Source organism: Streptomyces sp. NPDC060035 (assembly GCF_042736635.1).
Taxonomy (GTDB): Bacteria; Actinomycetota; Actinomycetes; order Streptomycetales; family Streptomycetaceae; genus Streptomyces.
In genome coordinates this window covers 268,083-291,969 of sequence record NZ_JBHWVO010000002.1, presented here as the reverse complement: position 1 = coordinate 291,969, position 23,887 = coordinate 268,083, and the positions used below count along the sequence as shown (strand labels likewise).

General features: G+C 71.7%; 24 protein-coding genes. 18 read left to right on the top strand and 6 right to left on the bottom strand.

Annotation, left to right across the window (positions count from 1 at the left end; genetic code table 11):
- Positions 1 to 5 precede the first annotated feature (5 nt).
- Entirely contained in the window at positions 6 to 713 is a 708-nt protein-coding gene (locus ACFWBQ_RS03945) for a helical backbone metal receptor (protein WP_385483589.1), read from the top strand.
- Here the strand turns inward: ACFWBQ_RS03945 and ACFWBQ_RS03940 are convergent.
- Complete coding sequence (locus ACFWBQ_RS03940; protein ID WP_385483587.1) at positions 652 to 1,806, bottom strand: TDT family transporter; 1,155 nt, start codon at positions 1,804 to 1,806, stop codon at positions 652 to 654. The genes ACFWBQ_RS03945 and ACFWBQ_RS03940 overlap by 62 nt on opposite strands.
- A gap of 70 nt (positions 1,807 to 1,876) precedes the next feature.
- Here ACFWBQ_RS03940 and ACFWBQ_RS03935 point away from each other — a divergent pair, with 70 nt between their 5' ends.
- On the top strand, positions 1,877 to 2,833 hold the full coding sequence (locus ACFWBQ_RS03935) for a LysR family transcriptional regulator (RefSeq protein WP_385483585.1): 957 nt from the start codon (positions 1,877 to 1,879) through the stop codon (positions 2,831 to 2,833).
- A 187-nt stretch (positions 2,834 to 3,020) separates the two neighbouring features.
- Here ACFWBQ_RS03935 and ACFWBQ_RS03930 read toward each other — a convergent pair whose 3' ends face one another.
- Positions 3,021 to 3,746 (bottom strand): gamma-glutamyl-gamma-aminobutyrate hydrolase family protein, encoded by a 726-nt coding sequence (locus ACFWBQ_RS03930; RefSeq protein WP_385483584.1) that lies wholly within the window; start codon positions 3,744 to 3,746, stop codon positions 3,021 to 3,023.
- A 111-nt stretch (positions 3,747 to 3,857) separates the two neighbouring features.
- Positions 3,858 to 4,595, bottom strand: a complete 738-nt coding sequence (locus tag ACFWBQ_RS03925) for a FadR/GntR family transcriptional regulator (RefSeq protein ID WP_385483582.1) — start codon at positions 4,593 to 4,595, stop codon at positions 3,858 to 3,860.
- Positions 4,596 to 4,669: 74 nt separating this feature from the next.
- On the opposite strand from ACFWBQ_RS03925, the gene ACFWBQ_RS03920 reads away from it, so the two are divergent.
- The 6 genes from ACFWBQ_RS03920 (at position 4,670) to ACFWBQ_RS03895 (ending at position 9,967) form a co-directional block, all read left to right on the top strand.
- Positions 4,670 to 6,031, top strand: a complete 1,362-nt coding sequence (locus ACFWBQ_RS03920; protein ID WP_385483580.1) for a glutamine synthetase family protein — start codon at positions 4,670 to 4,672, stop codon at positions 6,029 to 6,031.
- Positions 6,032 to 6,038: 7 nt separating this feature from the next.
- The gene (locus ACFWBQ_RS03915) at positions 6,039 to 7,403 is read left to right on the top strand and encodes an aldehyde dehydrogenase family protein (protein ID WP_385483578.1); all 1,365 of its coding nucleotides are present in this window, start codon (positions 6,039 to 6,041) and stop codon (positions 7,401 to 7,403) included.
- Positions 7,404 to 7,409: 6 nt separating this feature from the next.
- Positions 7,410 to 8,198: a 3-oxoacyl-ACP reductase gene (locus ACFWBQ_RS03910; RefSeq protein WP_385483576.1), complete on the top strand. Its 789-nt coding sequence runs from the start codon at positions 7,410 to 7,412 to the stop codon at positions 8,196 to 8,198.
- A 199-nt stretch (positions 8,199 to 8,397) separates the two neighbouring features.
- Entirely contained in the window at positions 8,398 to 9,348 is a 951-nt protein-coding gene (locus ACFWBQ_RS03905; protein WP_385483574.1) for a DUF2510 domain-containing protein, read from the top strand.
- A gap of 52 nt (positions 9,349 to 9,400) precedes the next feature.
- Positions 9,401 to 9,694, top strand: coding sequence for a hypothetical protein (locus ACFWBQ_RS03900; RefSeq protein ID WP_385483572.1), 294 nt, complete (start codon positions 9,401 to 9,403; stop codon positions 9,692 to 9,694).
- Positions 9,695 to 9,715: 21 nt separating this feature from the next.
- Positions 9,716 to 9,967: a hypothetical protein gene (locus ACFWBQ_RS03895; protein WP_385483571.1), complete on the top strand. Its 252-nt coding sequence runs from the start codon at positions 9,716 to 9,718 to the stop codon at positions 9,965 to 9,967.
- Positions 9,968 to 10,017: 50 nt separating this feature from the next.
- Here the strand turns inward: ACFWBQ_RS03895 and ACFWBQ_RS03890 are convergent, their stop codons facing one another.
- Positions 10,018 to 11,220: an amino acid deaminase/aldolase gene (locus ACFWBQ_RS03890; protein ID WP_385483569.1), complete on the bottom strand. Its 1,203-nt coding sequence runs from the start codon at positions 11,218 to 11,220 to the stop codon at positions 10,018 to 10,020.
- Between the two features lie 445 nt (positions 11,221 to 11,665).
- Here ACFWBQ_RS03890 and ACFWBQ_RS03885 point away from each other — a divergent pair, with 445 nt between their 5' ends.
- Together ACFWBQ_RS03885 and mycP are read left to right on the top strand one after the other, a co-directional pair.
- Entirely contained in the window at positions 11,666 to 12,529 is an 864-nt protein-coding gene (locus tag ACFWBQ_RS03885) for a hypothetical protein (protein WP_385483568.1), read from the top strand.
- Positions 12,526 to 13,743 carry a type VII secretion-associated serine protease mycosin gene (mycP, locus tag ACFWBQ_RS03880; RefSeq protein WP_385483566.1) on the top strand — a complete coding sequence of 406 codons (1,218 nt, stop codon included), beginning with the start codon at positions 12,526 to 12,528 and terminating at the stop codon, positions 13,741 to 13,743. Before ACFWBQ_RS03885 ends, mycP begins: the two co-directional genes overlap by 4 nt.
- On the opposite strand, the gene ACFWBQ_RS03875 is transcribed toward mycP, so the two are convergent.
- Entirely contained in the window at positions 13,727 to 14,620 is an 894-nt protein-coding gene (locus ACFWBQ_RS03875; RefSeq protein WP_385483565.1) for a serine hydrolase, read from the bottom strand. The two genes, mycP and ACFWBQ_RS03875, sit on opposite strands and share 17 nt — an antisense overlap.
- An 86-nt stretch (positions 14,621 to 14,706) precedes the next feature.
- Here ACFWBQ_RS03875 and ACFWBQ_RS03870 point away from each other — a divergent pair, with 86 nt between their 5' ends.
- The gene (locus tag ACFWBQ_RS03870) at positions 14,707 to 15,435 is read left to right on the top strand and encodes an SseB family protein (RefSeq protein WP_385483563.1); all 729 of its coding nucleotides are present in this window, start codon (positions 14,707 to 14,709) and stop codon (positions 15,433 to 15,435) included.
- 86 nt (positions 15,436 to 15,521) lie between these two features.
- On the opposite strand, the gene ACFWBQ_RS03865 is transcribed toward ACFWBQ_RS03870, so the two are convergent.
- Positions 15,522 to 15,884 carry a DUF1844 domain-containing protein gene (locus ACFWBQ_RS03865; RefSeq protein WP_329212824.1) on the bottom strand — a complete coding sequence of 121 codons (363 nt, stop codon included), beginning with the start codon at positions 15,882 to 15,884 and terminating at the stop codon, positions 15,522 to 15,524.
- 331 nt (positions 15,885 to 16,215) lie between these two features.
- Here ACFWBQ_RS03865 and infC point away from each other — a divergent pair, with 331 nt between their 5' ends.
- From infC to pheT, 7 genes are all read left to right on the top strand, one after another.
- Positions 16,216 to 16,962, top strand: coding sequence for a translation initiation factor IF-3 (infC, locus tag ACFWBQ_RS03860; RefSeq protein ID WP_385483560.1), 747 nt, complete (start codon positions 16,216 to 16,218; stop codon positions 16,960 to 16,962).
- 120 nt (positions 16,963 to 17,082) lie between these two features.
- Complete coding sequence (gene rpmI / locus ACFWBQ_RS03855) at positions 17,083 to 17,277, top strand: 50S ribosomal protein L35 (RefSeq protein WP_382728978.1); 195 nt, start codon at positions 17,083 to 17,085, stop codon at positions 17,275 to 17,277.
- Between the two features lie 106 nt (positions 17,278 to 17,383).
- Positions 17,384 to 17,767, top strand: a complete 384-nt coding sequence (gene rplT, locus ACFWBQ_RS03850; protein ID WP_329212826.1) for a 50S ribosomal protein L20 — start codon at positions 17,384 to 17,386, stop codon at positions 17,765 to 17,767.
- A 154-nt stretch (positions 17,768 to 17,921) separates the two neighbouring features.
- Entirely contained in the window at positions 17,922 to 18,761 is an 840-nt protein-coding gene (locus ACFWBQ_RS03845; RefSeq protein ID WP_385483557.1) for a TrmH family RNA methyltransferase, read from the top strand.
- A gap of 145 nt (positions 18,762 to 18,906) precedes the next feature.
- Complete coding sequence (locus ACFWBQ_RS03840) at positions 18,907 to 20,061, top strand: ATP-binding protein (protein WP_385483555.1); 1,155 nt, start codon at positions 18,907 to 18,909, stop codon at positions 20,059 to 20,061.
- A 144-nt stretch (positions 20,062 to 20,205) separates the two neighbouring features.
- Positions 20,206 to 21,333: a phenylalanine--tRNA ligase subunit alpha gene (gene pheS / locus ACFWBQ_RS03835; protein ID WP_385483553.1), complete on the top strand. Its 1,128-nt coding sequence runs from the start codon at positions 20,206 to 20,208 to the stop codon at positions 21,331 to 21,333.
- Positions 21,333 to 23,846: a phenylalanine--tRNA ligase subunit beta gene (pheT, locus tag ACFWBQ_RS03830; RefSeq protein ID WP_385483551.1), complete on the top strand. Its 2,514-nt coding sequence runs from the start codon at positions 21,333 to 21,335 to the stop codon at positions 23,844 to 23,846. The genes pheS and pheT overlap by 1 nt, the downstream gene beginning before the upstream one ends.
- The last annotated feature ends 41 nt before the right edge of the window (positions 23,847 to 23,887 follow it).

The window sequence follows — 23,887 nt, the reverse complement described above, 5'->3', positions numbered from 1 at the left end:
CCGCCGTGCGTGTCGTGTCCCTGGTCCCCTCCCTGACCGAAGCCGTGGCCGTCACCGCCCCCGGCCTGCTGGTCGGAGCCACCGACTGGTGCACCCACCCGCCGGAGCTCGCCGCCGCCCGGATCGGCGGCACGAAGAATCCCGACGTGGCGGCCGTGGTGGCACTGCGTCCCGACCTCGTCGTCGCGAACGAGGAGGAGAACCGGGAACCCGACCTGGCCGCCTTGCGGGAGGCCGGACTGAACGTCATGGTCACCGAGGTCCGCACGCTCGGCCAGGCCTTCACCGAACTGGAGCGGGTCCTGGTCACCGGATGCGGCCTGCGCCGGCCGCACTGGCTGGACGAGGCCGAGGCCGCCTGGGCGGCGCTGCCGGCTCCCGCCACCCTGCGACCCGCGGTCGTTCCGGTCTGGCGCAGGCCCTGGATGGTGCTGGGCCGCGAGACCTTCGCCGGTGACCTGCTGGCACGGCTCGGTGTACGCAACGTCTACGCGGACCACCCGGAGCGCTACCCCCGTATCGCGCCGGCCGAGCTGAACGCGGCAGGCGCCGAGCTGGTCGTCCTGCCCGACGAGCCGTACCGCTTCACCGCCACCGACGGCCCCGAGGCCTTTCCCGGACTGCCCGCCGCGCTCGTCGACGGCCGCCACCTCACGTGGTACGGACCGTCGCTGACCGAAGCGGCTGCGGCGCTGCGAGCAGCACTCCGCTGAACAGCCCGCGCAGCGTCCGTACGCCCGCGAACGCCCAGGCGGCCACCAGCAGCGCGTAGAGCGCCACCGCCAGCCAGGTCAACGCGGTCAGCCCGGTGTGCCGGGCCAGCCCCGCCGCGCCGGTGACACACGTACCGACCGGGAACGTGAACCCCCACCACGTCATCGTGAACCGCATACCGCGCCGCACTGCCCGCACCACCATGGCCACGGACAGTGCCAGCCACAGCAGCGCGAACCCCATCACCGGCACCCCGTACAGCACGGCGAACGCACCGAACGCCGAGGCGTACGGCGCCCCGATCGCACCCGGCGCCACATCGGCCAGCTGATTGACCGCGGTCGTCGACTGACCCAGCGGGCCGAGCACGAGGAAGAGCGTCGGGGTCAGCGCGAGCGGCAGGGGGCCCTGGTGCACAAGCCGCGCGAAGACGAGCGGCACGACCACCAGGGTCGCCAGCAGCGACAGCCCGAACATCGCGTAGCAGGCCAGCAGCAGCGCCTCGCGCCACTGGCCCGCGGGCAGTTCCGGCACGAGCAGCGGACCGACAGCGGCGGAGACCATCGGCGCCACGAGGGGAAGCAGCCAGACCGGCGACGCGGTGCCGGGTGCCGGCCGGTGCCGTACGACCATGAGATACGGGATCGCGACCGCCGCGGCGAGTCCGGTCACCGTGCCTGCCGTGAACAGCACCGCGTCCACGGCGACGGCCGCCGGATGCCCGATGACGTCCCGGCCGACCAGCAGGGTGCCAGCGCCGACCGCGAGCAGCGCCATGGAGAGGCAGCCGTGGAACGGGGCGACGGCAGGGTCCAGGAGGTGGTCACGTGCCTGGTCCCGGTGCAGGATCCAGTGCCCGGCGCGGGCGGCGAGCAGGACCCCGAGCAGCACCGCCGACAGGGCCCACACCACGACGCAGGCGCTTCGCAGCCACGGCACATGGACGGGAAGAGCCACCCCGGCCGTGGCGACGATCGCGGTGCCCATGACCGTCGCGTACCAGTTCGGGCCCAGGTGCCGCAGGGACGGGATCCGCTGAGGGGCGGGAGCGAGGGCGAACACCCGGGACTGGACCTGCGGAAAGATGGCCATGCCACGATTCTCGGCGGGAGAGCCTCTGCCCACCAGAGAGCCCGGACCTATGGCGTCATAAGCTGGCCTTATGTCCAGTGTGATGTCCAGCCCCGGTGACGAGCACGGCCCCCTGTCCCACCGGGTCCCCGATCTCGGGGCGATGGTGCTGCTGCTGGCCGTCGCCCGGCACGGAAGCCTGGGCCGGGCCGCGCGGGAGGTCGGCATCACCCAGCCCGCCGCCTCCAGCCGCATCCGGTCGATGGAGCGGCAGCTCGGGGTCGCGCTCCTGGACCGTTCCCCGAGAGGCTCCCGACTGACGGACGCGGGCGCCCTGGTCACCGACTGGGCGCGCAGGGTCGTCGAGGCCGCCGAGGCCTTCGACGCGGGTGCGCAGGCGCTGCGGGACCGGCGCGACTCCCGGCTCCGGGTCGCGGCGAGCATGACCATCGCCGAGTACCTGCTGCCGGGCTGGCTGATCGCGCTGCGCGCCGGGCGTCCCGGCACCGCCGTGTCGTTGACCGCGGGCAATTCGGCCGTGGTCGCTCTGCGGCTGCTCGCCGGTGAGGCCGATCTCGGCTTCGTCGAGGGTCTGTCGGTGCCGGAGGGGCTCGACGGGACGGTCATCGCGCACGACCGCCTCGTCGTCGTGGTCGCCCCCGCCCACCCGTGGGCCCGCCGCCGCAGCCTGCTGACTCCGCAGGAGCTGGCGGCGACACCTCTGATCCTGCGGGAGCAGGGCTCCGGCACCCGGCAGGTCCTGGACGCCGCGCTCGCCGTGCACGGCGGACTCGCGCGGCCGCTGCTGGAGCTCTCCTCGACCACGGCGGTGAAGGGGGCGGCGGAGAGCGGGGCCGGTCCCTGTGTGCTGAGCGAGCTGGCCCTCGGCGAGGAGCTGTCGGCCCGGCGCCTGGTGGAGATCCCGGTCGCGGGCGTCCGGCTGCGCCGGCAGCTGCGCGCGGTCTGGCCTGCCGGCCACCGCCCGACCGGTCCGGCCCGCGACCTCCTCTCCCTGACCGCGCACCCCTCGGGTCCGGCTCACGGCTGAGAGGCCGTCACCGGTACCGGGGCGTGCCTATGCGTCGGGGGTCCGGTCGATACCGGATCATCGAAGAAGGCAGGGGGGTGTTCGGTGGCTGCTGAGACACCGGCCGACGCGATCGGTGGAGGCCTGGCGGGTCTTCGCCCCAGGCGTCGCGCATCACGGATTCCCGCCGGACACCGTCCGACGCGTCCTAACGGGTCGCGGCCGGGTGTGCCGCTTCCGCGCCCGCACGGGCCGCCTCCACCAGCGCGCGCATGATCCGGAGGTCCTTGCCCATCTCCGGGTGCCACTGCACGCCCAGCACCCACTGGGCGCCCGGCAGCTCGACCGCCTCGACCGTGCCGTCCGCCGCGCGTGCGGACACCACGAGACCCGGGGCGAGCCGGTCCACGGCCTGGTGGTGGTAGGTGGGTACGCACGCCTCCTCCGGCACGAGCGAGGCGTACAGCGTCCCGGGCACCGGGGCCACCGGATGCTCGCCGAGGACCCCCGCCTTGCCGAACGGACCGGTGTGCCCGTCCAGATGCTGGGTCAGGGTGCCGCCCAGCGCCACGTTGAGCAGCTGCATGCCGCGGCAGATACCGAGCACCGGGGTACCGGACTCCATCGCCGCGCGGAGCAGAGCGAGCTCCCAGGCGTCGCGCTCGTGCGCCGGCGGCCCGGTCCTGAAGTCGCGCTCCGCGCCGTACAGCCCGGGATCGATATCGGCGCCGCCGGCGATCACGAGCCCGTCCAGCCGGGCCACGACGGCCGAGGCCCGCTCAGGTGCGTCCGGCGGGAGCAGTGCCGCCAGGCCGCCGGACCGCTGGACCAGCCGGGGATACGCCGAGGGGAGCACCGCTGCGGGGAGCTCCCAGACACCCCAGCGAGCCGCCGGCTCCAGATAGGTGGTGACGCCGATGAGCGGTTCGTGCATGGTGCGGTCCCTCCGGCGGGCGGTCTGAGGACCGCCCGGTGCAATGGTGTTGCGTCATACCTTTGTATCTGCCGACTCGGTGCGCAAGAGAGATGATCCGGAAGGGTGGGATCAAGCCAGGAATCCCCGGAGCAGTGCCGCCGTCCCGGCGCAGTGCTCGCGCATCACCGCGCGCGCCGCCTCCTCGTCGCCGTCGAGCACCGCGTCGACGAGCACCGTGTGCTGGTGCTGCGAATGCTCGAGGTTCCGCACGAGCAGGGGTATGCAGTCCAGCAGGTCGTTCACGGTCGCCCGGACGGCGGCGTACTGGGCGGTGAGCGAGGGGGAGCCGGAGAGCTCGGCCAGCGTCAGGTGGAACAGGGTGTCGAGCCTGCGATAGTCGGGCAGGGGTGCTTCGTGTGTCGCCATCAGTGCCGTACGCAGCCGGTCCACGCCCTCGGCGTCGAGGCCGTGCGCCGCACACAGCCCGGCTGCTCCGGCATCCAGCACCTCGCGGAAGCGCAGGACGTCCTCGATGTCGACCGCCTCCACCCGGCGGCGCAGCTCGCCGCCGTCGGCCCTGCCGGTGCGGGGGAGCACGAATGTGCCGCCGTACCGGCCCCTTCTGGCCTCGACCAGGCCCTGGTCCTGGAGCACCTTCAGGACCTCGCGCAGGGTGACGCGGCTGATGCCCAGCAGCTCGGCCAGTTCACGCTCGGCGGGCAGCCGTCCGCCGCTGGGCACCAGGCCGAGCCGGACCACCTGGAGGACCTGCTCCAGCGCCTCCTCGAAGCCGTTGCCCGCGCGGACCGGTCTCAGTACGGGCAGCAGGCGGTCGAAGGGCCCGGTCTCCTCGGTCTCTTCCGCCACGTCCCGATCCCCTTCCCCTCAATGGTTCCTTCCCATACCTTAAGCCTTCCGGCTGACCGAACGAGGAGTACCCCGTGGCAGACCGAACACCCCCGCTCCAGGCCGAGGAGCTGCGTGTGCTCGTCGCGAGCGGCGAGATCGACACCGTCGTCCTTGCCTTTCCCGACATGCAGGGCCGGCTGCAGGGCAAACGGTTCGCGGCGTCGTTCTTCCTCGACGAGGTGCTGGAACACGGCACGGAGGGCTGCAACTACCTGCTCGCCGTCGACACGGACATGAACACCGTCGACGGATTCGCGATGTCCTCCTGGGCCAACGGCTACGGCGACTTCGCGATGCACCCCGACCTGGCCACCCTGCGCAGGGTGCCCTGGCACGAGGGCACGGCCATGGTTCTCGCCGATCTCGCCTGGGAGGACGGTTCGCCCGTCGTCGCCGCACCCCGCCAGATCCTCCGGCGCCAGCTGGAGCGGCTCGCGGCACACGGCCTGACGGCCCATGTCGGCACCGAGCTCGAATTCATCGTCTTCAAGGACACCTACGAGCAGGCCTGGGACCGCAACTACCGCGACCTCACCCCGGTCAACCAGTACAACATCGACTACTCCGTCCTCGGCACCGGCCGCATCGAGCCCCTCCTGCGCCGTATCCGCAACGAGATGGCCGCCGCCGGCCTCACCGTCGAGTCGGCCAAGGGCGAGTGCAACCCCGGCCAGCACGAGATCGTCTTCCGGTACGACGAGGCACTGGTCACCTGTGATCAGCACGCCGTCTACAAGACCGGCTCCAAGGAGATCGCCGCCCAGGAGGGCGTCGCGCTCACCTTCATGGCGAAGTTCAACGAGCGTGAGGGCAACTCCTGCCACATCCACCTCTCGCTCCAGGACGAAGACGGGCAGAGCGTCATGGCGGGCGAGGACGGCACGATGTCCCCCGTGATGCGGCACTTCCTCGCCGGGCAGCTCGCCGCACTGCGCGACTTCTCCCTGCTCTACGCGCCGAACATCAACTCCTACAAACGTTTCCAGCCCGGCTCCTTCGCCCCGACCGCCGTCGCCTGGGGCCACGACAACCGCACCTGCGCCCTGCGCGTCGTCGGGCACGGCCGCTCGATGCGCTTCGAGAACCGGCTCCCCGGCGGAGACGTCAACCCGTACCTCGCCGTCGCAGGCCTCGTCGCCGCCGGACTCCACGGCATCGAGCACGAACTCGAACTTGAGGCACCGTGCGAGGGCAACGCCTACACCGCCGGATACGAGCAGGTCCCCACCGCACTCCGCGAAGCGGCGGCCCTCTGGGAGAGCAGCGACGTGGCCCGAGAGGCCTTCGGCGACGAGATCGTCGCGCACTACCGCAACATGGCGCGTGTCGAACTCGAGGCCTTCGACGCCGCGGTGACCGACTGGGAGCTCCGCCGCTCCTTCGAACGCCTGTGAGGCACCTGTGATCACCGAGCACCGAGTACTGAACCCGGCGACCGAAGAGCTCGTCGCCACCGTCCCCGCCACGAGCGTCGCCGAGGTGGGCGCCGCCGTCACGCGTGCAGCGGCAGCGCAGCAGGTGTGGGCCGCCCTGGCCCCCGCCGACCGCGCCCGGCTGCTGCGCCGCTTCGCCGTCCTCGTCGACGAACACGGTGAACGGCTCGCGCGGCTGGAGGTCACCGAGGCGGGCCACACCCTGGGCAGCGCCCGCTGGGAGGCCGGCAACGTCCGTGATCTGCTGGACTACGCGGCCGGGGGAGTGGAGCGCCTGACCGGGCGTCAGATCCCGGTGCCCGGCGGCATCGACGTCACCTTCCTCGAACCCCTCGGCGTCATCGGGGTGATCGCCCCCTGGAACTTCCCCATGCCGATCGCCGCCTGGGGCGTCGCCCCGGCCCTCGCCGCAGGCAACGCAGTGCTCCTCAAACCGGCGGAGACCACCCCGCTCACCGCCCTGCACCTGGCCGGGCTCGCCCGGGAAGCGGGTCTGCCCGAGCACCTCTTCCAGGTGCTGCCCGGCGCGGGTGACGTGGCGGGCAGAGCCCTGGTGGAACACCCCGGAGTGGCCAAGATCGTCTTTACGGGCTCCACCGGTGTCGGCAAGCAGATCATGGCCGCGTGCGCCGACCGCGTGAAGCGGCTCACCCTCGAACTCGGCGGCAAGAGCCCCAGCATCATCTTCGCGGACGCCGACATCGAGGCGGCCGCAGCCGCCGCCCCCATGTCCTTCCTGGACAACGCCGGCCAGGACTGCTGCGCCCGCAGCCGCATCCTCGTCCAGCGCTCGGTCCACGAGCGCTTCCTGGCACTCCTCGCCCCGGCCGTCGCCTCGGTGGTGGTGGGCGATCCCTCCGACGAGAAGACCATGATGGGCCCGCTGATCTCCCGCACCCAGCTGGAGCGGGTCCGCTCGTACCTCCCCGAGGGCGCGGCCGGTATCCGGGGCAACGCCCCCGAAGGCCCCGGCTTCTGGTTCCCGCCGACCGTCCTCACCGACGTCCACGCGGACGCGCGCGTCGCCACCGAGGAGGTCTTCGGGCCGGTCGCCGTCGTGCTGCCCTTCGAGGACGAGGCCGACGCGGTCCGGCTGGCGAACGCCACCGACTACGGCCTGGCCGGCTCGATCTGGACCCGCGACGTGGGCCGTGCCCTGCGGGTCTCCCGGGCGGTGCGGGCCGGGAACCTGTCCGTCAACTCCCACTCCGCCGTCCGCTACTGGACCCCGTTCGGCGGCTACAAGCAATCCGGACTCGGCCGTGAACTGGGGCCCGACGCCCTCGCGGCATTCACCGAAACCAAGAACGTCTTCATCGGCACGGAGGCCTGAACACGCATGACCACCGACACCGGGAACATCTGCCGCCGCCTGGCCGGCCGAACCGCCGTCATCACCGGAGCGGGCAGCGGAATCGGTCGTGCCACCGCCCGCAGGCTGGCATCCGAAGGGGCCCACGTCGTCTGCGGCGACATCGACGAAGCCGCGGGCAGAGCGGCCGCGAAGGAGGCCGGAGGTATCTTCGTACGGGTCGACGTCACCGACCCCGAGCAGGTGGAGGCGCTCTTCAAGGCCGCGTACGACACCTACGGCTCCGTGGACATCGCCTTCAACAACGCCGGTATCTCGCCGCCCGACGACGACTCCATCCTCACCACCGGACTCGAGGCGTGGAAGCGCGTCCAGGACGTCAACCTCACCTCCGTCTACCTCTGCTGCAAGGCGGCCCTTCCCTACATGCGGCGCCAGGGACGCGGTTCGATCATCAACACCGCCTCCTTCGTGGCCCGGATGGGCGCGGCGACCTCCCAGATCTCGTACACCGCGTCCAAGGGCGGTGTTCTCGCGATGTCCCGCGAGCTCGGTGTGCAGTTCGCCCGGGAGGGGATCCGCGTCAACGCCCTGTGCCCGGGGCCGGTCAACACCCCACTCCTCCAGGAACTGTTCGCCAAGGACCCCGAGCGGGCCGCCCGCAGACTCGTGCACATTCCCGTCGGCCGGTTCGCCGAGGCGACGGAGATCGCGGCAGCCGTCGCCTTCCTGGCGAGCGACGACTCCTCGTTCGTCAACGCCACCGACTTCCTTGTCGACGGCGGAATCTCGGGGGCGTACGTGACGCCCCTCTAGGGGATGTCCGCACAGTCCCGCCCGGCCTCCGACGCCTGGGGACGCACACGCGCCGCGTTGTCGCACCGGCCGAGTACGTCCAGTACGAGGCCGGTCCTCCGTCCTGCGACGGCACGCACCGGAGGCTGGGGGCCACGCCCCTCGGGCGCACGGCGGGACTGTGCGGACACCCCCTCGGGCCGGAATCTAGAGTGGAGCCATGAGCAACGCGACACCTCCCGGCTGGTACCCGGATGTGAGTACGTCCGGCATCGAGCGCTGGTGGGACGGCACGGCCTGGACCGGGCACACCCGGCCGCTCGCCGTCGCGCAACCCGCCATGTTCCAGCAGCAGTTCGCACCGCAGGTGGCTCCCGCTCCCGCTCCCGCCCCGGGCCGGGGCGGTACCGCCCCGGCCGTCGCGGTCGCGCTGGCGGTCCTGGTGATCGCCGGTGCGGTCGTCACCGGAATCCTGGTGTTGGGCAAGGACGACGCCCCAGGCACGCAGGCAGGTCCTGGGCCCAGCAGCTCCGCACCGGCGACCGGTGTCACCGACACCCCGAGCGGGGACACCCCGTCGGCCGACGGCTCCCCGGCGGACGACCCCAAGGTGCTCGTCGACCAGCTCAACGGGATCACCCTGCCGGTCCCCGGGGGCTGGGAGAAGCCGGAGAGCACTCTCGACGACGCGACCACGATGCGTACGGTCGACTCCTACAAATGCCCCGGCGATTCCGGCAGTTACTGCTACCACGGCACGGTCACCGTCCGCACCGCGAGCGGCACCGACGTCACGTCCGTCGAGGCCCTGGCCAAGCAGGACATCGAGACCGCCGCCGACAACGCCTACGGGGAGGACTTCGTCGGGGACTCGATCCACGGCGGTATCACGTCGCACAAGGAACTGGCGTCCACGTCCGTGAGCGTGGCCGGGCGGACCGGATATCTGGTGCGCCGGCAGGTCACCACGGGCAAGGGCCCCGGCGGATTCGTGCAGTCGCTCGTCTTCCCCTCCTCGGTCGGCAGCGAAACACCGGTCATTGTGCGCTTCGCTTTCGACGCCGGCCAGGACGAGCTGCCGGTCTCCCTCATGGACACCATCACCCGGAGCATCCGCCCGCTCGGTGACAGTGCAACCGGCGGAGGCGTCGGCAGCTCCGTGGGGCCCTGAGGCCTTTCGCCGGGATCGACGTTCCTTCGCGGACAACAGAGGCCGGGACCGTATGAATCCGGCAGAACTCGCGCATGCCGCCCCGACGGCCGGTTCCACGCGGGACACCGGCGCGGCCCCGGCCGTGCCCACCCGGCTCGACAGCGCGTCCGGGGCTGCCGTCGCCGACCTGTGCGTCCGTGGCGACCTCGGCTTCGCCCTGCTGCTGCACCGGCGCAAGGACGGTCTCGTCGCCGAGGAGATCTACGCGTCGCACCGCCAGGAAGACGGCTCCCGGGCCGCCGCGGACCACCTCTCCGGAGGCCTCCTGGGAATCGAGCCGACCGGCGTCCGCGACATCGCCTAGGTCCTCGACGGCAGACCGTCGGTGCTGTTCGGGGAGTCCGAGACACTGCTGTTCACCGGACGGCCCCAGGCGGAGGAGGGATACGAGCTGCTGCGCTTCTACGCGTTGCTCATGGACCGGAAGGTCAGCCACCTCCGTATCGAGGAGACCTCACCGGGAACGGCCCCCGCCTCCGGCCGGACCCGCAAGACGCCCGGCTCCCGGATCGCCGTGATGGCCCTCTTCCCGGAAGAACGTTTCACCGTCCGCCCGATGACGCAGGACCTCCGGTAGACAGCCGCTGGGTGAGCCGCACGAGCTGACCGGCCCCGGGTTCTGACGGGCTAGAGGAACGTACGGCCCTCGCCGCGGTACGTCGGCACGGTCGCCGTGATGCGGTCGCCCTCGATCAGCTGCAGTTCCTCGAAGCGCTCGCACAGCTCACCGGCCTTGGCGTGCCGGAACCACACCTTGTCCCCGATCAGCAGATCGTCGGCGGGCGAGCCGAGCAGCGGCGTCTGTACCTCTCCCGGGCCCTCCTGCGGGTCGTAGCGCAGCCCTTCGGGCAGGTACGGGACCGGAAGCCGGTCCGCGCCCGCGGCCCCGGACGCCGGATAACCGCCGCCCAGCACCGTCACCACGCCCACGCCCGGCCGCCGGACGACGGGCTGTGCGAACAGGGCGGCCGGACGGCCCGTGAACGAGGTGTAGTTGTCGAACAGCCGCGGTACGTACAGCCCCGAACCGGCCGCGATCTCGGTCACCGCAGGCTCGGCCGCGGTGTGCTGCACACTGCCGGTGCCGCCGCCGTTCACGAACTCCAGGTCCGGCGTCACCGCCCGGACGGCCCGCACGACGTCCGCCCGCCTGGCTGCCAGCTCCCTGCGGGCCGCAGCCTGCATCAGCCGGACCGCACGCGACCGCAGTGGCCGGCCGGCGATCGAGTCCCCGACTCCCGCGACATGGCCCTCGTACGCCATCAGCCCCACCAGCCGGAAGCCCGGCCTGCGGGCCACCGAGCGGGCCAGCTCGGCCAGTTGGGCGGGCGAGCGCAGAGGGGAGCGCAGCGCGCCGATCCTGACCCGGCCGCCGAGCATCTGCAGCGAGGTGTCCAGCTCCAGGCAGATCCGGATCTCCTCGGTACCGCCCGCACGCGCCGCGTCGATCAGCTCCAGCTGTGTGTGGTCGTCCACCATCACGGTGACGGCCGCCGACAGCTTGGGATCGGCCGCCAGCTCGGCGTACGCGGCCCGGTCGGCCGACGGATAGGCCAGCAGTACGTCGTCGAAACCGGCCCGGGCCAGCCACAGCGACTCCGCCAGGGTGAACGACATGATCCCGGCGAACCCGGGACGTGCGAGCACCCGCTCCAGCAGAGCGCGGCAGCGCACCGACTTGCTCGCCACCCGGACGGGCTTCCCGCCCGCCCGGCGCACGAGGTCGTCGGCGTTGGCGTCGAAAGCCTCCAGGTCAACCACGGCCACAGGGGCGTCGAGATGGGCGGTGGCCCGGTTGTAACGGGTCCGGTCAGCGGCGCGGGCAGTCATGGCCGCAGCTTGCCAGACGGCCGTATCACTGGGTAGGGGGACGTTCGGTGCAGATCCCCCCGTGCCTTCCGCCCCGTGCCCACGGAGCGTCCTTCACCCCGTAGAGTGACGGTCACGCGGATGACCGGCGGCCGGTGTCCGGGACGGTGATCCGCGGGCGGTACGGGGACGTGAACCAGGGGGCCGGATGAGTACCGAAGCGCAGCGCGCTCCTGTGCCGCCCCGCCCGACCACCCCACCGCCCGTCCCTGACCGGCCCTCCGCTCCGCCCGTCGGCGCACAGCCCACGCATGCCCCCGCAACCCGCCCGGCGGCTCCCGCCCCCCGTCCTGCGGACGACGCGCCCCCGCCCGTGGAGACGACCACCCAACTGCGTGTCGTACCGCCCGCACCCCCTGGCCCACCGCCTCCGCCGCCCGCGACCAGGCGCAGGCCCGTCGGCGCGGTGGATCTCACCCCGCGCCCCGGAGCGACCCCCGCCCCGCCGGGGGCGTACTACGCGTACGCCGAGACGCCCGTCGAGACCACCACCCGGCTGCGCCCCATAAAGACCCGGCACCCCGCCAAGGCCGCGGCCGCGGTGGCCTGCGTCGTACTCGGCCTCGGGCTGATAGGCGGCGCGGTCACCGGCACCTGGCTCACGGAGGACTCCGCGGCCGAACCCGGAGCCGGTACCGCGTACACGGTCGGCCGCTCCGCCTGGCACAGCGTCCCCGTCGACACCCTTTTCCCGCGCACTCTCAAGGGCGACGGTGCGGGGCCGGGGTCCACCGACCGGGTCTGGACACGCGTCGCCGTCGCCACCGACAGCGACTGCGCGGCGGGCCTGGACCCCCTGCTCCTCAAGGCGCTCCGCCCGGTCGGCTGCGAGCGCATGGTGCGTGCCACCTACACCGACGCGACGCGCAGCAGCGTCACCACGGTGGGCCTGGTCTTCACCGAGGCGGACAGCAAAGGGATGCTCGCGCTCAGCACCCGGTTCACCGGCCAGCACCTCGACACGCGGACCGACCTGATGCCCCGTACCTACCCCGCCGAGGGCACCGCAGCCGCCGCGTTCGGTGACCGGCAGCGGGCCAGCTGGACGGTCAACGTGCTGACCGAGGTGCCCGTCGTCGTGTTCGCCGTCTCCGGTTTCGCCGACGGCCGTACCGTCGCCGACCCGCAGCCCGCCGCCGCAGCCATGGCGGCAGGTGCCACGACGGCACCCGCCGAGGCCGGACTCGGCCACGAGGCGATGGGCGTCGCGGACCGGGTGGAGCGCACGCTGCGCAGGACCGTCACCGACCTCACGGAGAAGCCGGAATGACCCGCCCCCGCCGGCTCCGCGCGTTCGCCGCGGTGACGACAGCCACCGCGTTCGCAGTGCTGCCCGCAGCCCCCGCCCACGCCGACGCCCTCCGGGACCAGCAATGGGCCCTGGAGGCCCTCCACACGGACCGGACCTGGCAGACCACGAAGGGGAAGGGCGTCACCGTCGCCGTCCTGGACACCGGGGTCGACGGCAGCCACCCCGATCTGCAGGGCCAGGTACTCCCGGGCAAGGACCTCATCGGCTTCGGCGCCGAACAGGGCGACCGGTCCTGGGCCGTGCACGGCACCGCGATGGCCGGCATCATCGCGGGCCACGGCAACGGACCCGGACAGAGCGACGGCGTCCTCGGAGTCGCTCCGGAAGCGAAGATCCTGCCCGTGCGGGTGATCCTCGAGTCCAACGACCCGTCCCGCACCAAGGCCCGCGAATCGCGCGGCACCGCTCTCGCCGACGGCATCCGCTGGGCCACCGATCACGGCGCCGACGTCATCAACCTCTCCCTCGGCGACGACAGCAAGTCCGCGCACCCCGAGCCCGGTGAGGACGCAGCCGTCCAGTACGCCCTGGGCAAGGGCGTCTCCGTCGTCGCCTCGGCCGGAAACAGCGGCGAGAAGGGCGACAGCGTCTCCTACCCCGCCGCCTACCCCGGTGTGATCGCCGTCGCCGCCGTCGACAAGTACGGCACCCACGCCGCGTTCTCCACCAGCCGCTGGTATGCCACCGTCAGCGCGCCCGGTGTCGACATCGTCGTCGCCAACCCCGACCGGCACTACTACATGGAGTGGGGCACCTCCGCCGCCTCGGCGTTCGCATCCGGGGCCGTCGCTCTCGTACGCGCCGCGCACCCCGGGCTGTCTCCGGCCCAGATCAAGACGCTGCTCGCGGACACCGCCCGCAACTCCCCGGCCAGCGGCCGCGACGACGCCCGGGGCTACGGGCTGGTCGACCCCGCCGCCGCGATCGAGGCCGGGGAGAAGCTCCGCCCCGACAATCTGGGCGCCAAGTCCGCCGCGGCCGGTTACCGCAAGCAGTACTTCGGCCCCGGCCCCACCCCGAAGGGCGAGGACGACGGACCGGCCGGCTGGCTGGCCCCCTCCGCGGGAGCACTCGGCGCCGCACTGCTGGCCCTGGCCGTGGTCCTGTGGCGTGGCAGGGGTGCCCACACCGGCAGGAACAACACCCCGGTGGGCCTCAGCCGGCGCCGCTGACCACGCCGACAGCGGCCTTCGCCACCGACTCGACGAGGGCGACACCGGCCTCCTTCGTCGCGTGCCCGCGCGACAGCACGGCCACCAGGTAGGTGCGCCCGCCGCTCTCCACCCGCCCGATGCTGTTGACGTCCCACAGACCGGTCGTCGTGCGGGGCATCCAGCCGTTCTTCAGGGCCCAGCCGCTGCCCGCCGCCGACACCCCCCACTGCTGGTCCGCCTCCACCTGGCCCATCAGCTCCGTCAGATACGCGGCCGAGCTCTTCGACAGCTCCGAATCGGTACCGAACACCGCCTCCAGCAGACGCACCTGGTCGGCGGCCGTCGTCTGCGTCAGCCCCCACGCATGGGCGGCCGTCGTCCCGGACAGCCCCAGCCGCTCGTTCGCCGCGTCCAGCCCCCCGGCACCGCCGATCACCTTCAGGAGCTCGGTGGCCGATGTGTTGTCGCTGCGCCGGATCATGGCGTCCGCCCAGGCGTGCTCGGCGCCGCTCAGCTCCCGCCCCTCGTCCTGGACGAGGAGCAGCAGCGCCGCCAGGATGTCGACCTTGACGATGCTCGCGGTGTCGTACGCCCCGTCCCCGTACACCGCGCCCGCCCCGCTCTCCGGGTCCAGCACCGCCACCGACACATCGGCGTCGCCGGTCAGGGGCGCCAGCGCGTCGGCAAGCTCCGCGTCGAGATCCACCTCGGGCTCCTCGCTCGTGCCCGCCGCAGCCGGCGGGCTCGACGCGGACGATACGGATGCCGCGGCGGCGGGCGCACGATCCGGCGAGCGACCCACCAGATACGCGCCCCCGGCGGCGGAACCCGCCAGCAGTACGACGGCCGTCGCGGAGGCGGACAACGCGGACCTGCGGATTCTGTGGCGGGACATGGTCCGGACGCTAGGAACGGCAGCTGGCAGCAGCCTGTGCCCGACCTGTCGCCCGGATGAGAGAACCCGTCCACTACGCTCGTCGTGTGGCGCTCAAGAACATTCCGGACCCCGGTTTCTCCGACGACGACGGCACGGCCGCCCCCGAACTGACGGCGGCGCTCGCCGTGTGGGCCGAGGACCGGACGGCCGTCGGCCCTGTTCTGGCGGCGCTCCGCGGCGCCAGGCTGCTCGTCCCGGTCGTCGCCGTCCTCGGCGAGGCCGAGGAGGACGAGAACGGGCTGCGTCGCGAGAAGACCAGCGACATGGCCGTGCCGACCCTGCAGGCCGGTGACCGGCGTGCCCTGCCCGCCTTCACCTCCACCGCCTCGCTGGCCCGCTGGGACCCGCAGGCCCGCCCCGTCGCCGTACCCCTGCACCAGGCCCTGCAGGCCGCCGCGCACGAGAAGGCGGACACGGTGGTCCTGGACCTCGCGGGGCCCGTCGCCTTCGAACTTTCCGGCCCGGCGCTGCTCGCCCTGGCCGAGAACCGCACCAGCACGGACCCGCTCGACGATCCGGCCGTGGTCTCTGCCGTACGGGAGGCGGTCGCCGCCGAACCTGCGGTGATCCGAGCCCATCTCGGCCCGGGGCAGGCCGACGGCACCCTCGCCCTGGTCCTCGCCCCGGACGCGGTGGTGGCCGAAGCCGCCCGACGGGTCGCCGACGCACTGTCGGCCAGCGAGGTCCTGCGCGCCAGGCTGGTGCGCGGTATCGACCTCGCACTCCTGCCGGCCGGGGCCGAAGCGCCCGGCGAGCCGCTCTTCACCCGCTGACACGCGAGAGCCCGCCGCCTGTCGCAGGCAGCGGGCTCAGATACGTATGGCGTTTTCGTATGCGCGTCCGTGTGTGCGGAAGAGGCCTAGCCGTAGACGGGCCCCGTGTACTTCTCGCCGGGACCCTGGCCGGGCTCGTCCGGTACGAGCGAGGCCTCGCGGAAGGCCAGCTGGAGCGACTTCAGGCCGTCGCGCAGCGGCGAGGCGTGGAAGGTGCTGATCTCGGTGGTGCTCGCGTCGAGCAGACCGGCCAGTGCCTGGACCAGCTTGCGGGCCTCGTCCAGGTCCTTGTGCTGCTCGCCCTCCTCGGTCAGACCGAGCTTCACGGCGGCCGCGCTCATCAGATTGACGGCGACGGTCACGATCACCTCGACCGCGGGGACCTCCGCGATGTCGCGGGCCATGTCGTCGAAGCCGGGGTTCTCGGTGCTGGGGGTCGCGTCACTCATGCCCCACACGATAAGGCCACGTCCGCACGGCTCTGTCTGCGGGAGCACCTGCGGAGCACTGCGGGGCAGCGCGTTGGCCGCGGCCCGGTGAAGCTGCTAACCTTGTGTAACGACCGGCCGGACACCTATGTGCTCGGCCCACAAGTGGAGGCTCCGATCTCCCACCTGGCCGTCCTCACGGATGGCGGGTCACCGGTCAGGCAGCGGCCATCGTTCCGTACGGACGATGGGGCTGCCCGATGCGCCCCGCGGTTGACCGCGGCGGTGTTCCGGTATTTCCAGGAGCCCCGCCTGTGTCCCGTCCGGGGCTTTTTTCCTTTTCCCGGCTCGGTTGGTCTTACGCAACAGACGTTACGCGGCTGTCCGCCAGGCGGTCGCGTGGCGCTACCGAGGAGGATCCATCAGCGCCGAGCCCCGCATCAACGACCGGATTCGCGTTCCCGAGGTGCGACTTGTCGGTCCCAGCGGCGAGCAGGTCGGGATTGTTCCGCTTGCCAAGGCCCTGGAGCTCGCACAGGAGTACGACCTCGACCTGGTCGAGGTGGCGGCGACAGCCCGTCCCCCCGTGTGCAAGCTCATGGACTACGGAAAGTTCAAGTACGAGTCGGCCATGAAGGCCCGTGAGGCGCGCAAGAACCAGGCGCACACGGTCATCAAGGAAATGAAGCTCCGGCCGAAGATCGACCCGCACGACTACGACACCAAGAAGGGTCACGTCGTCCGGTTCCTCAAGCAGGGGGACAAGGTCAAGATCACGATCATGTTCCGTGGTCGTGAGCAGTCCCGTCCCGAGCTGGGTTTCCGACTGCTCCAGCGTCTCGCTTCGGATGTCGAGGACCTCGGCTTCATCGAGTCCAACCCGAAGCAGGACGGCCGGAACATGATCATGGTTCTGGGCCCGCACAAGAAGAAGACCGAAGCAATGGCCGAGGCCCGCGAGGCCCAGGCCGCCCGTAAGGCGGAGCGTCAGGGTTACGCCCACGACGACGCCGAGCCCGAGAGTGACGTCGCTGAGGCCCCGGCCGCAGCTGCCGAGGCTCCGGTCGAGACACCTTCAGAGACACCTTCCGAGGCGTGACCTCTGGGGGTTGCCATCCAGGCGCCCCCGGGTCCCTCGGGAACCACCCAAAGATCTGACGCCCCTGCAGTCCGGTGCCCGCACCGAGAGGGGCGCCACTGACGAGGAGAGAACGGCGCGATGCCGAAGAACAAGACGCACAGCGGTGCCAGCAAGCGCTTCAAGATCACCGGCTCCGGCAAGGTGCTCCGTGAGAAGGCCGGCAAGCGCCACCTGCTCGAGCACAAGTCGTCCAAGAAGACCCGCTCGCTGTCCGGCACGGTCGTCGTGGCTCCGGCCGACGTCAAGAAGGTCAAGAAGCTTCTCGGCAAGTGAGGACGCGGCCTCCGGTGAATCCGGAGGGCCGACCTCGATCCGACCGGGACCAATTCGTTTCCGGGCCGTGTGAGTCCAACCACGGCCCCGCTGTAAGGAGTTAAAAGTGGCACGCGTCAAGCGGGCAGTAAACGCCCACAAGAAGCGCCGGGCGATCCTCGAGGCCGCCAAGGGTTACCGCGGTCAGCGTTCGCGCCTGTACCGCAAGGCCAAGGAGCAGGTCACCCACTCCCTGGTCTACAACTACAACGACCGCAAGAAGCGCAAGGGCGACTTCCGTCGGCTGTGGATCCAGCGCATCAACGCCGCTGCCCGCCAGAACGGCATGACGTACAACCGCCTCATCCAGGGTCTGAACGCCGCCAACATCGAGGTGGACCGCAAGATCCTGGCCGAGCTCGCGGTCAACGACGCCAACGCGTTCGCCGCCCTCGTCGAGGTCGCTCAGAAGGCCCTCCCGAGCGACGTCAACGCCCCGAAGGCCGCCTGATCCAGGCAGTTCTTCCAGGTGTATGAGCCGGACCCGCAGGCGCTAGCCGTCTGCGGGTCCGGTGCGTTGCAGGAGGCTCTGTGTACGTAGTCATCCGTACGCAGAGAAACGTACGCAGAGAAGCAGAGTTACGCAGAGAGGCTCGCCGCCGACCATGGGCACCCCCGAACTGATCTCCGCGCGGTCGCCGCGCGTCGCCGCCGCACGACGGCTGGCCAGGCGCAACTTCCGCGGCAAGGAGCGCAGGTTCATCGCCGAGGGGCCGCAGGCCGTGCGGGAGGCCGCGGCGCACCGGGGCAGCGACGGCGAGCCCACGCTGACCGAGCTCTTCGCCACCGTCGAAGCCGCCGACCGGTACGCCGACATCATCGACGCCGCCCACGCGGCGGGCGCCCGGGTGCATCTCGCGGACAGCGACGTGCTGGCCGACGTCTCCCAGACCGTCACCCCGCAGGGCCTGATCGGTGTCTGCCGCTTCCTGGACTCGCCCTTCGAGGAGATCCTCGCCGCGAAGCCCACATTGGTCGCCGTACTCGCCCACGTACGTGACCCCGGGAACGCCGGTACGGTGCTGCGCTGCGCCGATGCCGCGGGTGCAGACGCCGTCGTGCTCACCGACGCGTCCGTGGACCTGTACAACCCCAAATCCGTCCGTGCCTCCGTCGGCTCGCTCTTCCACCTGCCGGTCGCCGTCGGTGTTCCCGTCGAGCAGGCCGTTCAGGGGCTGCGGGACGCCGGCGTGCGCATCCTGGCGGCCGACGGAGCGGGCGCGGACGACCTCGACGACGAGCTCGACGCCGGCACCATGGGCGGGCCCACCGCCTGGGTGTTCGGCAACGAGGCATGGGGCCTGCCGGAGGAGACCCGGGCACTGGCCGATGCCGTCGTCCGGGTCCCGATCCACGGCAGGGCGGAGAGCCTCAATCTCGCCACGGCCGCCGCCGTGTGCCTCTACGCCTCCGCACGTGCCCAGCGCCCGCGGCACACCGGCTGAGCCGACCGGGTACCGGACCTCCACCGATCGATCCAAGCCACACCCGCCGGTGCGCTCCCTCGGGGTGTCGCTCGCCGTCCGGCGCCTAGTAGGGTAACGAACTCGGGGGCCCACTGCACCGGTTCGAGAGGTGGGGTACGGGAATATGGCTGTCGGCATGAGCAGGCCGCATCAGACACACACGGCCGCCGTGCGCGCCATCGACGACGGGGACGGTACGAGCGGCATCATCGGGGACGCGGCGACGGGCATCGATCCGGACGACCTGCCCGACGGTCTCGTCGTCGCCGACGAGAGCGGCCGGATCATCTGTTTCAACTCGGCCGCGGCCAGGATCACCGCCACACCGCGGGCAGCAGCCCTGGGCCACCCCCTCGAAAACGCACTGCCCCTCGAAGACCTCAAGGGCCGCCGCTGGTGGACCCTGACCGACCCGTACGGAGGCCTCGCCACCAGGGTCGGACAGCCCGAGCGGAATCTGCTGCTCCCGGGCGGCCGTGAGGTCCTGGTCTCCGCGCGGTATGTCCGCGACGTCCCGACCGGCCCGGTCCGCCGGCTGGTCGTCTCGCTGCGCGGCACCGAGGCCCGCCGCCGCACCGAGCGCAGCCACGCCGAGCTGATCGCCACCGTGGCCCACGAGCTGCGCTCCCCACTGACCTCGGTCAAAGGGTTCACAGCGACGCTGCTGGCCAAATGGGAGCGGTTCACCGACGACCAGAAGCGGCTCATGCTGGAGACCGTCGACGCCGACGCCAACCGCGTCAACCGGCTCATCGCGGAGCTGCTCGACATCTCCCGTATCGACTCCGGGCGGCTGGAGCTGCGCCGTCAGCCCGTGGACATCTCCGCCGCCGTCGAACGCCACGTCCAGGCCCTCACCGCGAACGGACAGGCGCCGGACCGCTTCCTCGTACGCACCCGGCAGCCGCTGCCCGACCTCTGGGCCGACCCGGACAAGGTCGACCAGGTCCTGGGCAACCTCCTGGAAAACGCGGTGCGCCACGGAGAGGGAACCGTCACTATTGAGATCGCCCCTGCACCCGCACCGGGGAAGAGCGACGAGAGCGGAACGGCAGTCACCGTGAGCGACGAAGGTCCCGGCATCCCCGAGGAGTCGATGGGCCGCGTCTTCACCCGCTTCTGGCGGGGAAGCAAGCGCGGCGGGACCGGTCTGGGCCTCTACATCGTCAAGGGCATCGTCGAGGCGCACGGTGGCACGATCACCGTCGACCGGGGGCCCGGCGGCGGCGCCGAGTTCCGATTTATCCTGCCTGTGAGCGCCCCGGCCTACCTGGCCTGAGCGGCCCACGGGCTTCTTCGCCTCTCCCCGGCCTTAGACTCGACTTTTGGCACCTTTGCGTCCTCAGTCGTCGAGCCAGGGGCCGCAGGGTCCGGGGTTTCCCCGGTTCAGCGCAGTATCAGCCAATCGGAAGCACGGGAAGAGATGTCGGCACCGAACAAGTCGTACGACCCAGTCGAGGTCGAGGCACTGAAACCGGATGAGATCGAGCGCATGCGGGACGAGGCGTTCGCCGCCTTCGCCGCTGCCGGCGACCTCGACGCGCTCGCCCAGGCGAAGACCGCGCACACCGGTGGTACCTCGCCCCTCTCGCTCGCCAACCGCGAGATCGGCGCCCTGCCGCCGCAGGCCAAGGCCGAGGCGGGCAAGCGCGTGGGCCAGGCCCGCGGCGCCGTCTCCAAGGCCCTCGCCGCCCGCCAGACGGAGCTGGAGGCCGAGCGTGACGCCCGTGTGCTCGTCGAGGAGGCCGTGGACGTCACGCTGCCCTACGACCGCATCCCGGCCGGTGCGCGCCACCCCCTCACGACCATCATGGAGCGCGTCGCCGACGTCTTCGTCGCCATGGGCTACGAGATCGCGGAAGGCCCCGAGGTCGAGGCGGAGTGGTTCAACTTCGACGCCCTGAACTTCGTGCCCGACCACCCGGCCCGGCAGATGCAGGACACCTTCTTCGTCCAGGGCGCCGACGGTGCCAGGAGCGACGAGTCCGGTGTCGTGCTGCGTACGCACACCTCGCCGGTCCAGGCCCGCTCCCTGCTCAGCCGCAAGCCCCCCGTCTACGTGGTCTGCCCCGGCAGGGTCTACCGCACCGACGAGCTCGACGCGACACACACCCCGGTCTTCCACCAGATCGAGCTGCTCGCCGTCGACGAGGGCCTCACCATGGCCGACCTCAAGGGCACCCTCGACCACATGGTCCAGGCACTCTTCGGTCCGGACATGAAGACCCGGCTGCGGCCGAACTTCTTCCCGTTCACCGAGCCGTCCGCCGAGATGGACATGGTCTGCTACGTCTGCCGCGGCGAGTCCGTCGGCAACCCGGACCGCCCCTGCCGCACCTGCGGCAGCGAGGGCTGGATCGAGCTCGGCGGCTGCGGCATGGTCAACCCCAAGGTGCTCGTCGCCTGCGGTGTCGACCCCCAGAAGTACAGCGGATTCGCCTTCGGGTTCGGCATCGAGCGGATGCTGATGTTCCGCCACAACGTCGAAGACATGCGAGACATGGTCGAGGGTGACGTCCGGTTCACCCGGCCGTTCGGGATGGAGATCTGATGCGCGTCCCGCTTTCCTGGCTGCGGGAGTACGTCGACCTGCCGGCGACCGAGACCGGCCGTGACGTACAGGCCAAGCTCGTCGCCGTGGGCCTCGAGGTAGAGACCGTCGAGCAGATCGGCGCGGGCCTCAAGGGCCCCCTGGTCGTCGGACAGGTACTGACGATCGAGGAGCTGGAGGACTTCAAGAAGCCCATCCGCTTCTGCACGGTGAACGTCGGCACCGCCAACGGCACGGGTGAGCCGCAGGAGATCGTCTGCGGCGCCCGTAACTTCTCCGTCGGCGACAAGGTCGTCGTCGTCCTCCCGGGTGCCGTCCTGCCCGGGGACTTCGCGATCGCCGCGCGCAAGACGTACGGCAGGACCTCGCACGGCATGATCTGCTCCACCGACGAGCTCGGCATGGGCGACGACGGCACGCACGGCATCATCGTGCTCCCGCCGGAGCACGAGGTCGGCACCGACGCGATCGAGCTGCTCCAGCTCGTCGACGAGGTCCTCGACATCGCCGTCACGCCCGACCGCGGCTACTGCCTCTCGATGCGCGGCGTCGCCCGCGAGACCGCCATCGCCTACGGCCTGCCGCTGCGCGACCCGGCGCTCCTGGACGTGCCCGCGCCGAACGCGTACGGCTACCCGGTGAAGGTCGCCGACCCGATCGGCTGCTCCCGCTTCACCGCGCGCACCGTGGTCGGTCTGCAGCCCGAGGCGCGCTCCCCGATCTGGATGCAGCGCAGGCTGCAGAAGGCCGGGATGCGCCCGATCTCGCTCGCTGTCGACATCACCAACTACGTGATGCTCGAGCTCGGCCAGCCGCTGCACGCCTACGACCGCACCCGTGTCGAGGGCACGATCGGGGTGCGCCGCGCCCAGCAGGGCGAGAAGCTCACCACGCTCGACGGCACCGTGCGCGTCCTGGATGCCCAGGACCTGGTCATCACCGACGACCGCGGGCCGATCGGTCTCGCGGGCGTCATGGGCGGTGCCGACACGGAGATCGCCGACGTGCAGGCCGAGGAGGCCGGCACGACCGAGGTCGTCATCGAGGCCGCGCACTTCGACGCGATCTCGATCGCCCGGACCGCGCGCCGCCACAAGCTGTCCTCGGAGGCGTCCAAGCGCTTCGAACGCGGCGTCGACCCGCAGGCCGCAGCCGCTGCCGCACAGCGCACCGTCGACCTGCTGGTCCTGCTCGCGGGCGGCACCGCGGAGTCGGGCGTCACCGAGATCAGCGCCCCGTCCGCACCCCGCACCATCGCCATGCCCGCCGATCACCCCGACAGGGTGGCCGGTGTCGCCTACGGCCGCGAGACCGTCGTACGCCGCCTCCAGCAGGTCGGCTGCGATGTCTACGGGCAGGACGAGCTGATCGTCACGGTGCCGTCCTGGCGCCCCGACCTCGCCGCTCCGAACGACCTGGCCGAAGAGGTCATCCGGCTCGAGGGCTACGAGAACCTCCCGTCCACGCTGCCGACGCCGCCGTCCGGCCGGGGGCTCACCGACCGCCAGCGGCTGCACCGGCGCATCGGCCGGGCACTTGCCGGTGCCGGTTACGTCGAGGCGCTCAGCTACCCGTTCATCGGCGACGCCGCCCTCGACCAGCTCGGCCTGGACAAGGACGACGCACGCCGCCGTACGGTCACGCTCGTCAACCCGCTGTCCGACGAGGAGCCCGCGCTGCGCACCACGCTGCTGCCGGGCCTGCTCGGCGCACTGCGGCGCAACGACGGACGCGGCAGCCACGACCTCGCGCTCTTCGAGACGGGCCTGGTCTTCAGGCCGTCCGGCGAGGAGACGAAGGCCGTACGGCTGCCCGTCGACCGCCGTCCCACCGACGAGGAGATCGCCGGTCTCGACGCGGCACTCCCGCGCCAGCCGCGCCGCGCCGCCGTCGTCCTCGCGGGCGCCCGCGAGCAGGCCGGCTGGTGGGGCAAGGGCCGTCCCGCCGACTGGGCGGACTCCGTCGAGGCGGCACGCACGATCGCCCGTGAGGCGGGCGTCGAGCTGACCGTCCGCGGCGATCAGCACGCCCCGTGGCACCCCGGCCGCTGTGCCGCGCTGTACGTCACGGTGAACGGCGAGGAGACCCTCTTCGGACACGCGGGCGAGCTGCACCCCCGCGTCATCAAGGGGCTCCACCTGCCGGAGCGCACCTGCGCCATGGAGGTCGAGCTCGACGTCCTGGAGCAGGCCGTCGACGGTGCCCTCCAGGCGCCGCGGATCTCCACCTTCCCGGTGGCGACCCAGGACGTGGCGCTCGTCGTCGGTCAGGACGTGTCCGCCGACGCGGTCGAGAAGGCGCTGCGCGAAGGCGCCGGTGACCTCCTCGAATCGCTGCGGCTGTTCGACGTCTTCACCGGTGACCAGCTCGGCGAGGGAAAGAAGTCCCTGGCGTACGCGCTGCGGTTCCGCGCCACCGACCGCACGCTCACCGTCGAGGAGGCCTCCGCGGCCCGCGACACCGCGGTTGCCCTGGCCGCCGAGCGCACGGGCGCGGTGCTGCGCGGCGCGTAGCACCCGACGCGCCCGGCCTTCGCGGACGGGACGACTCGCGC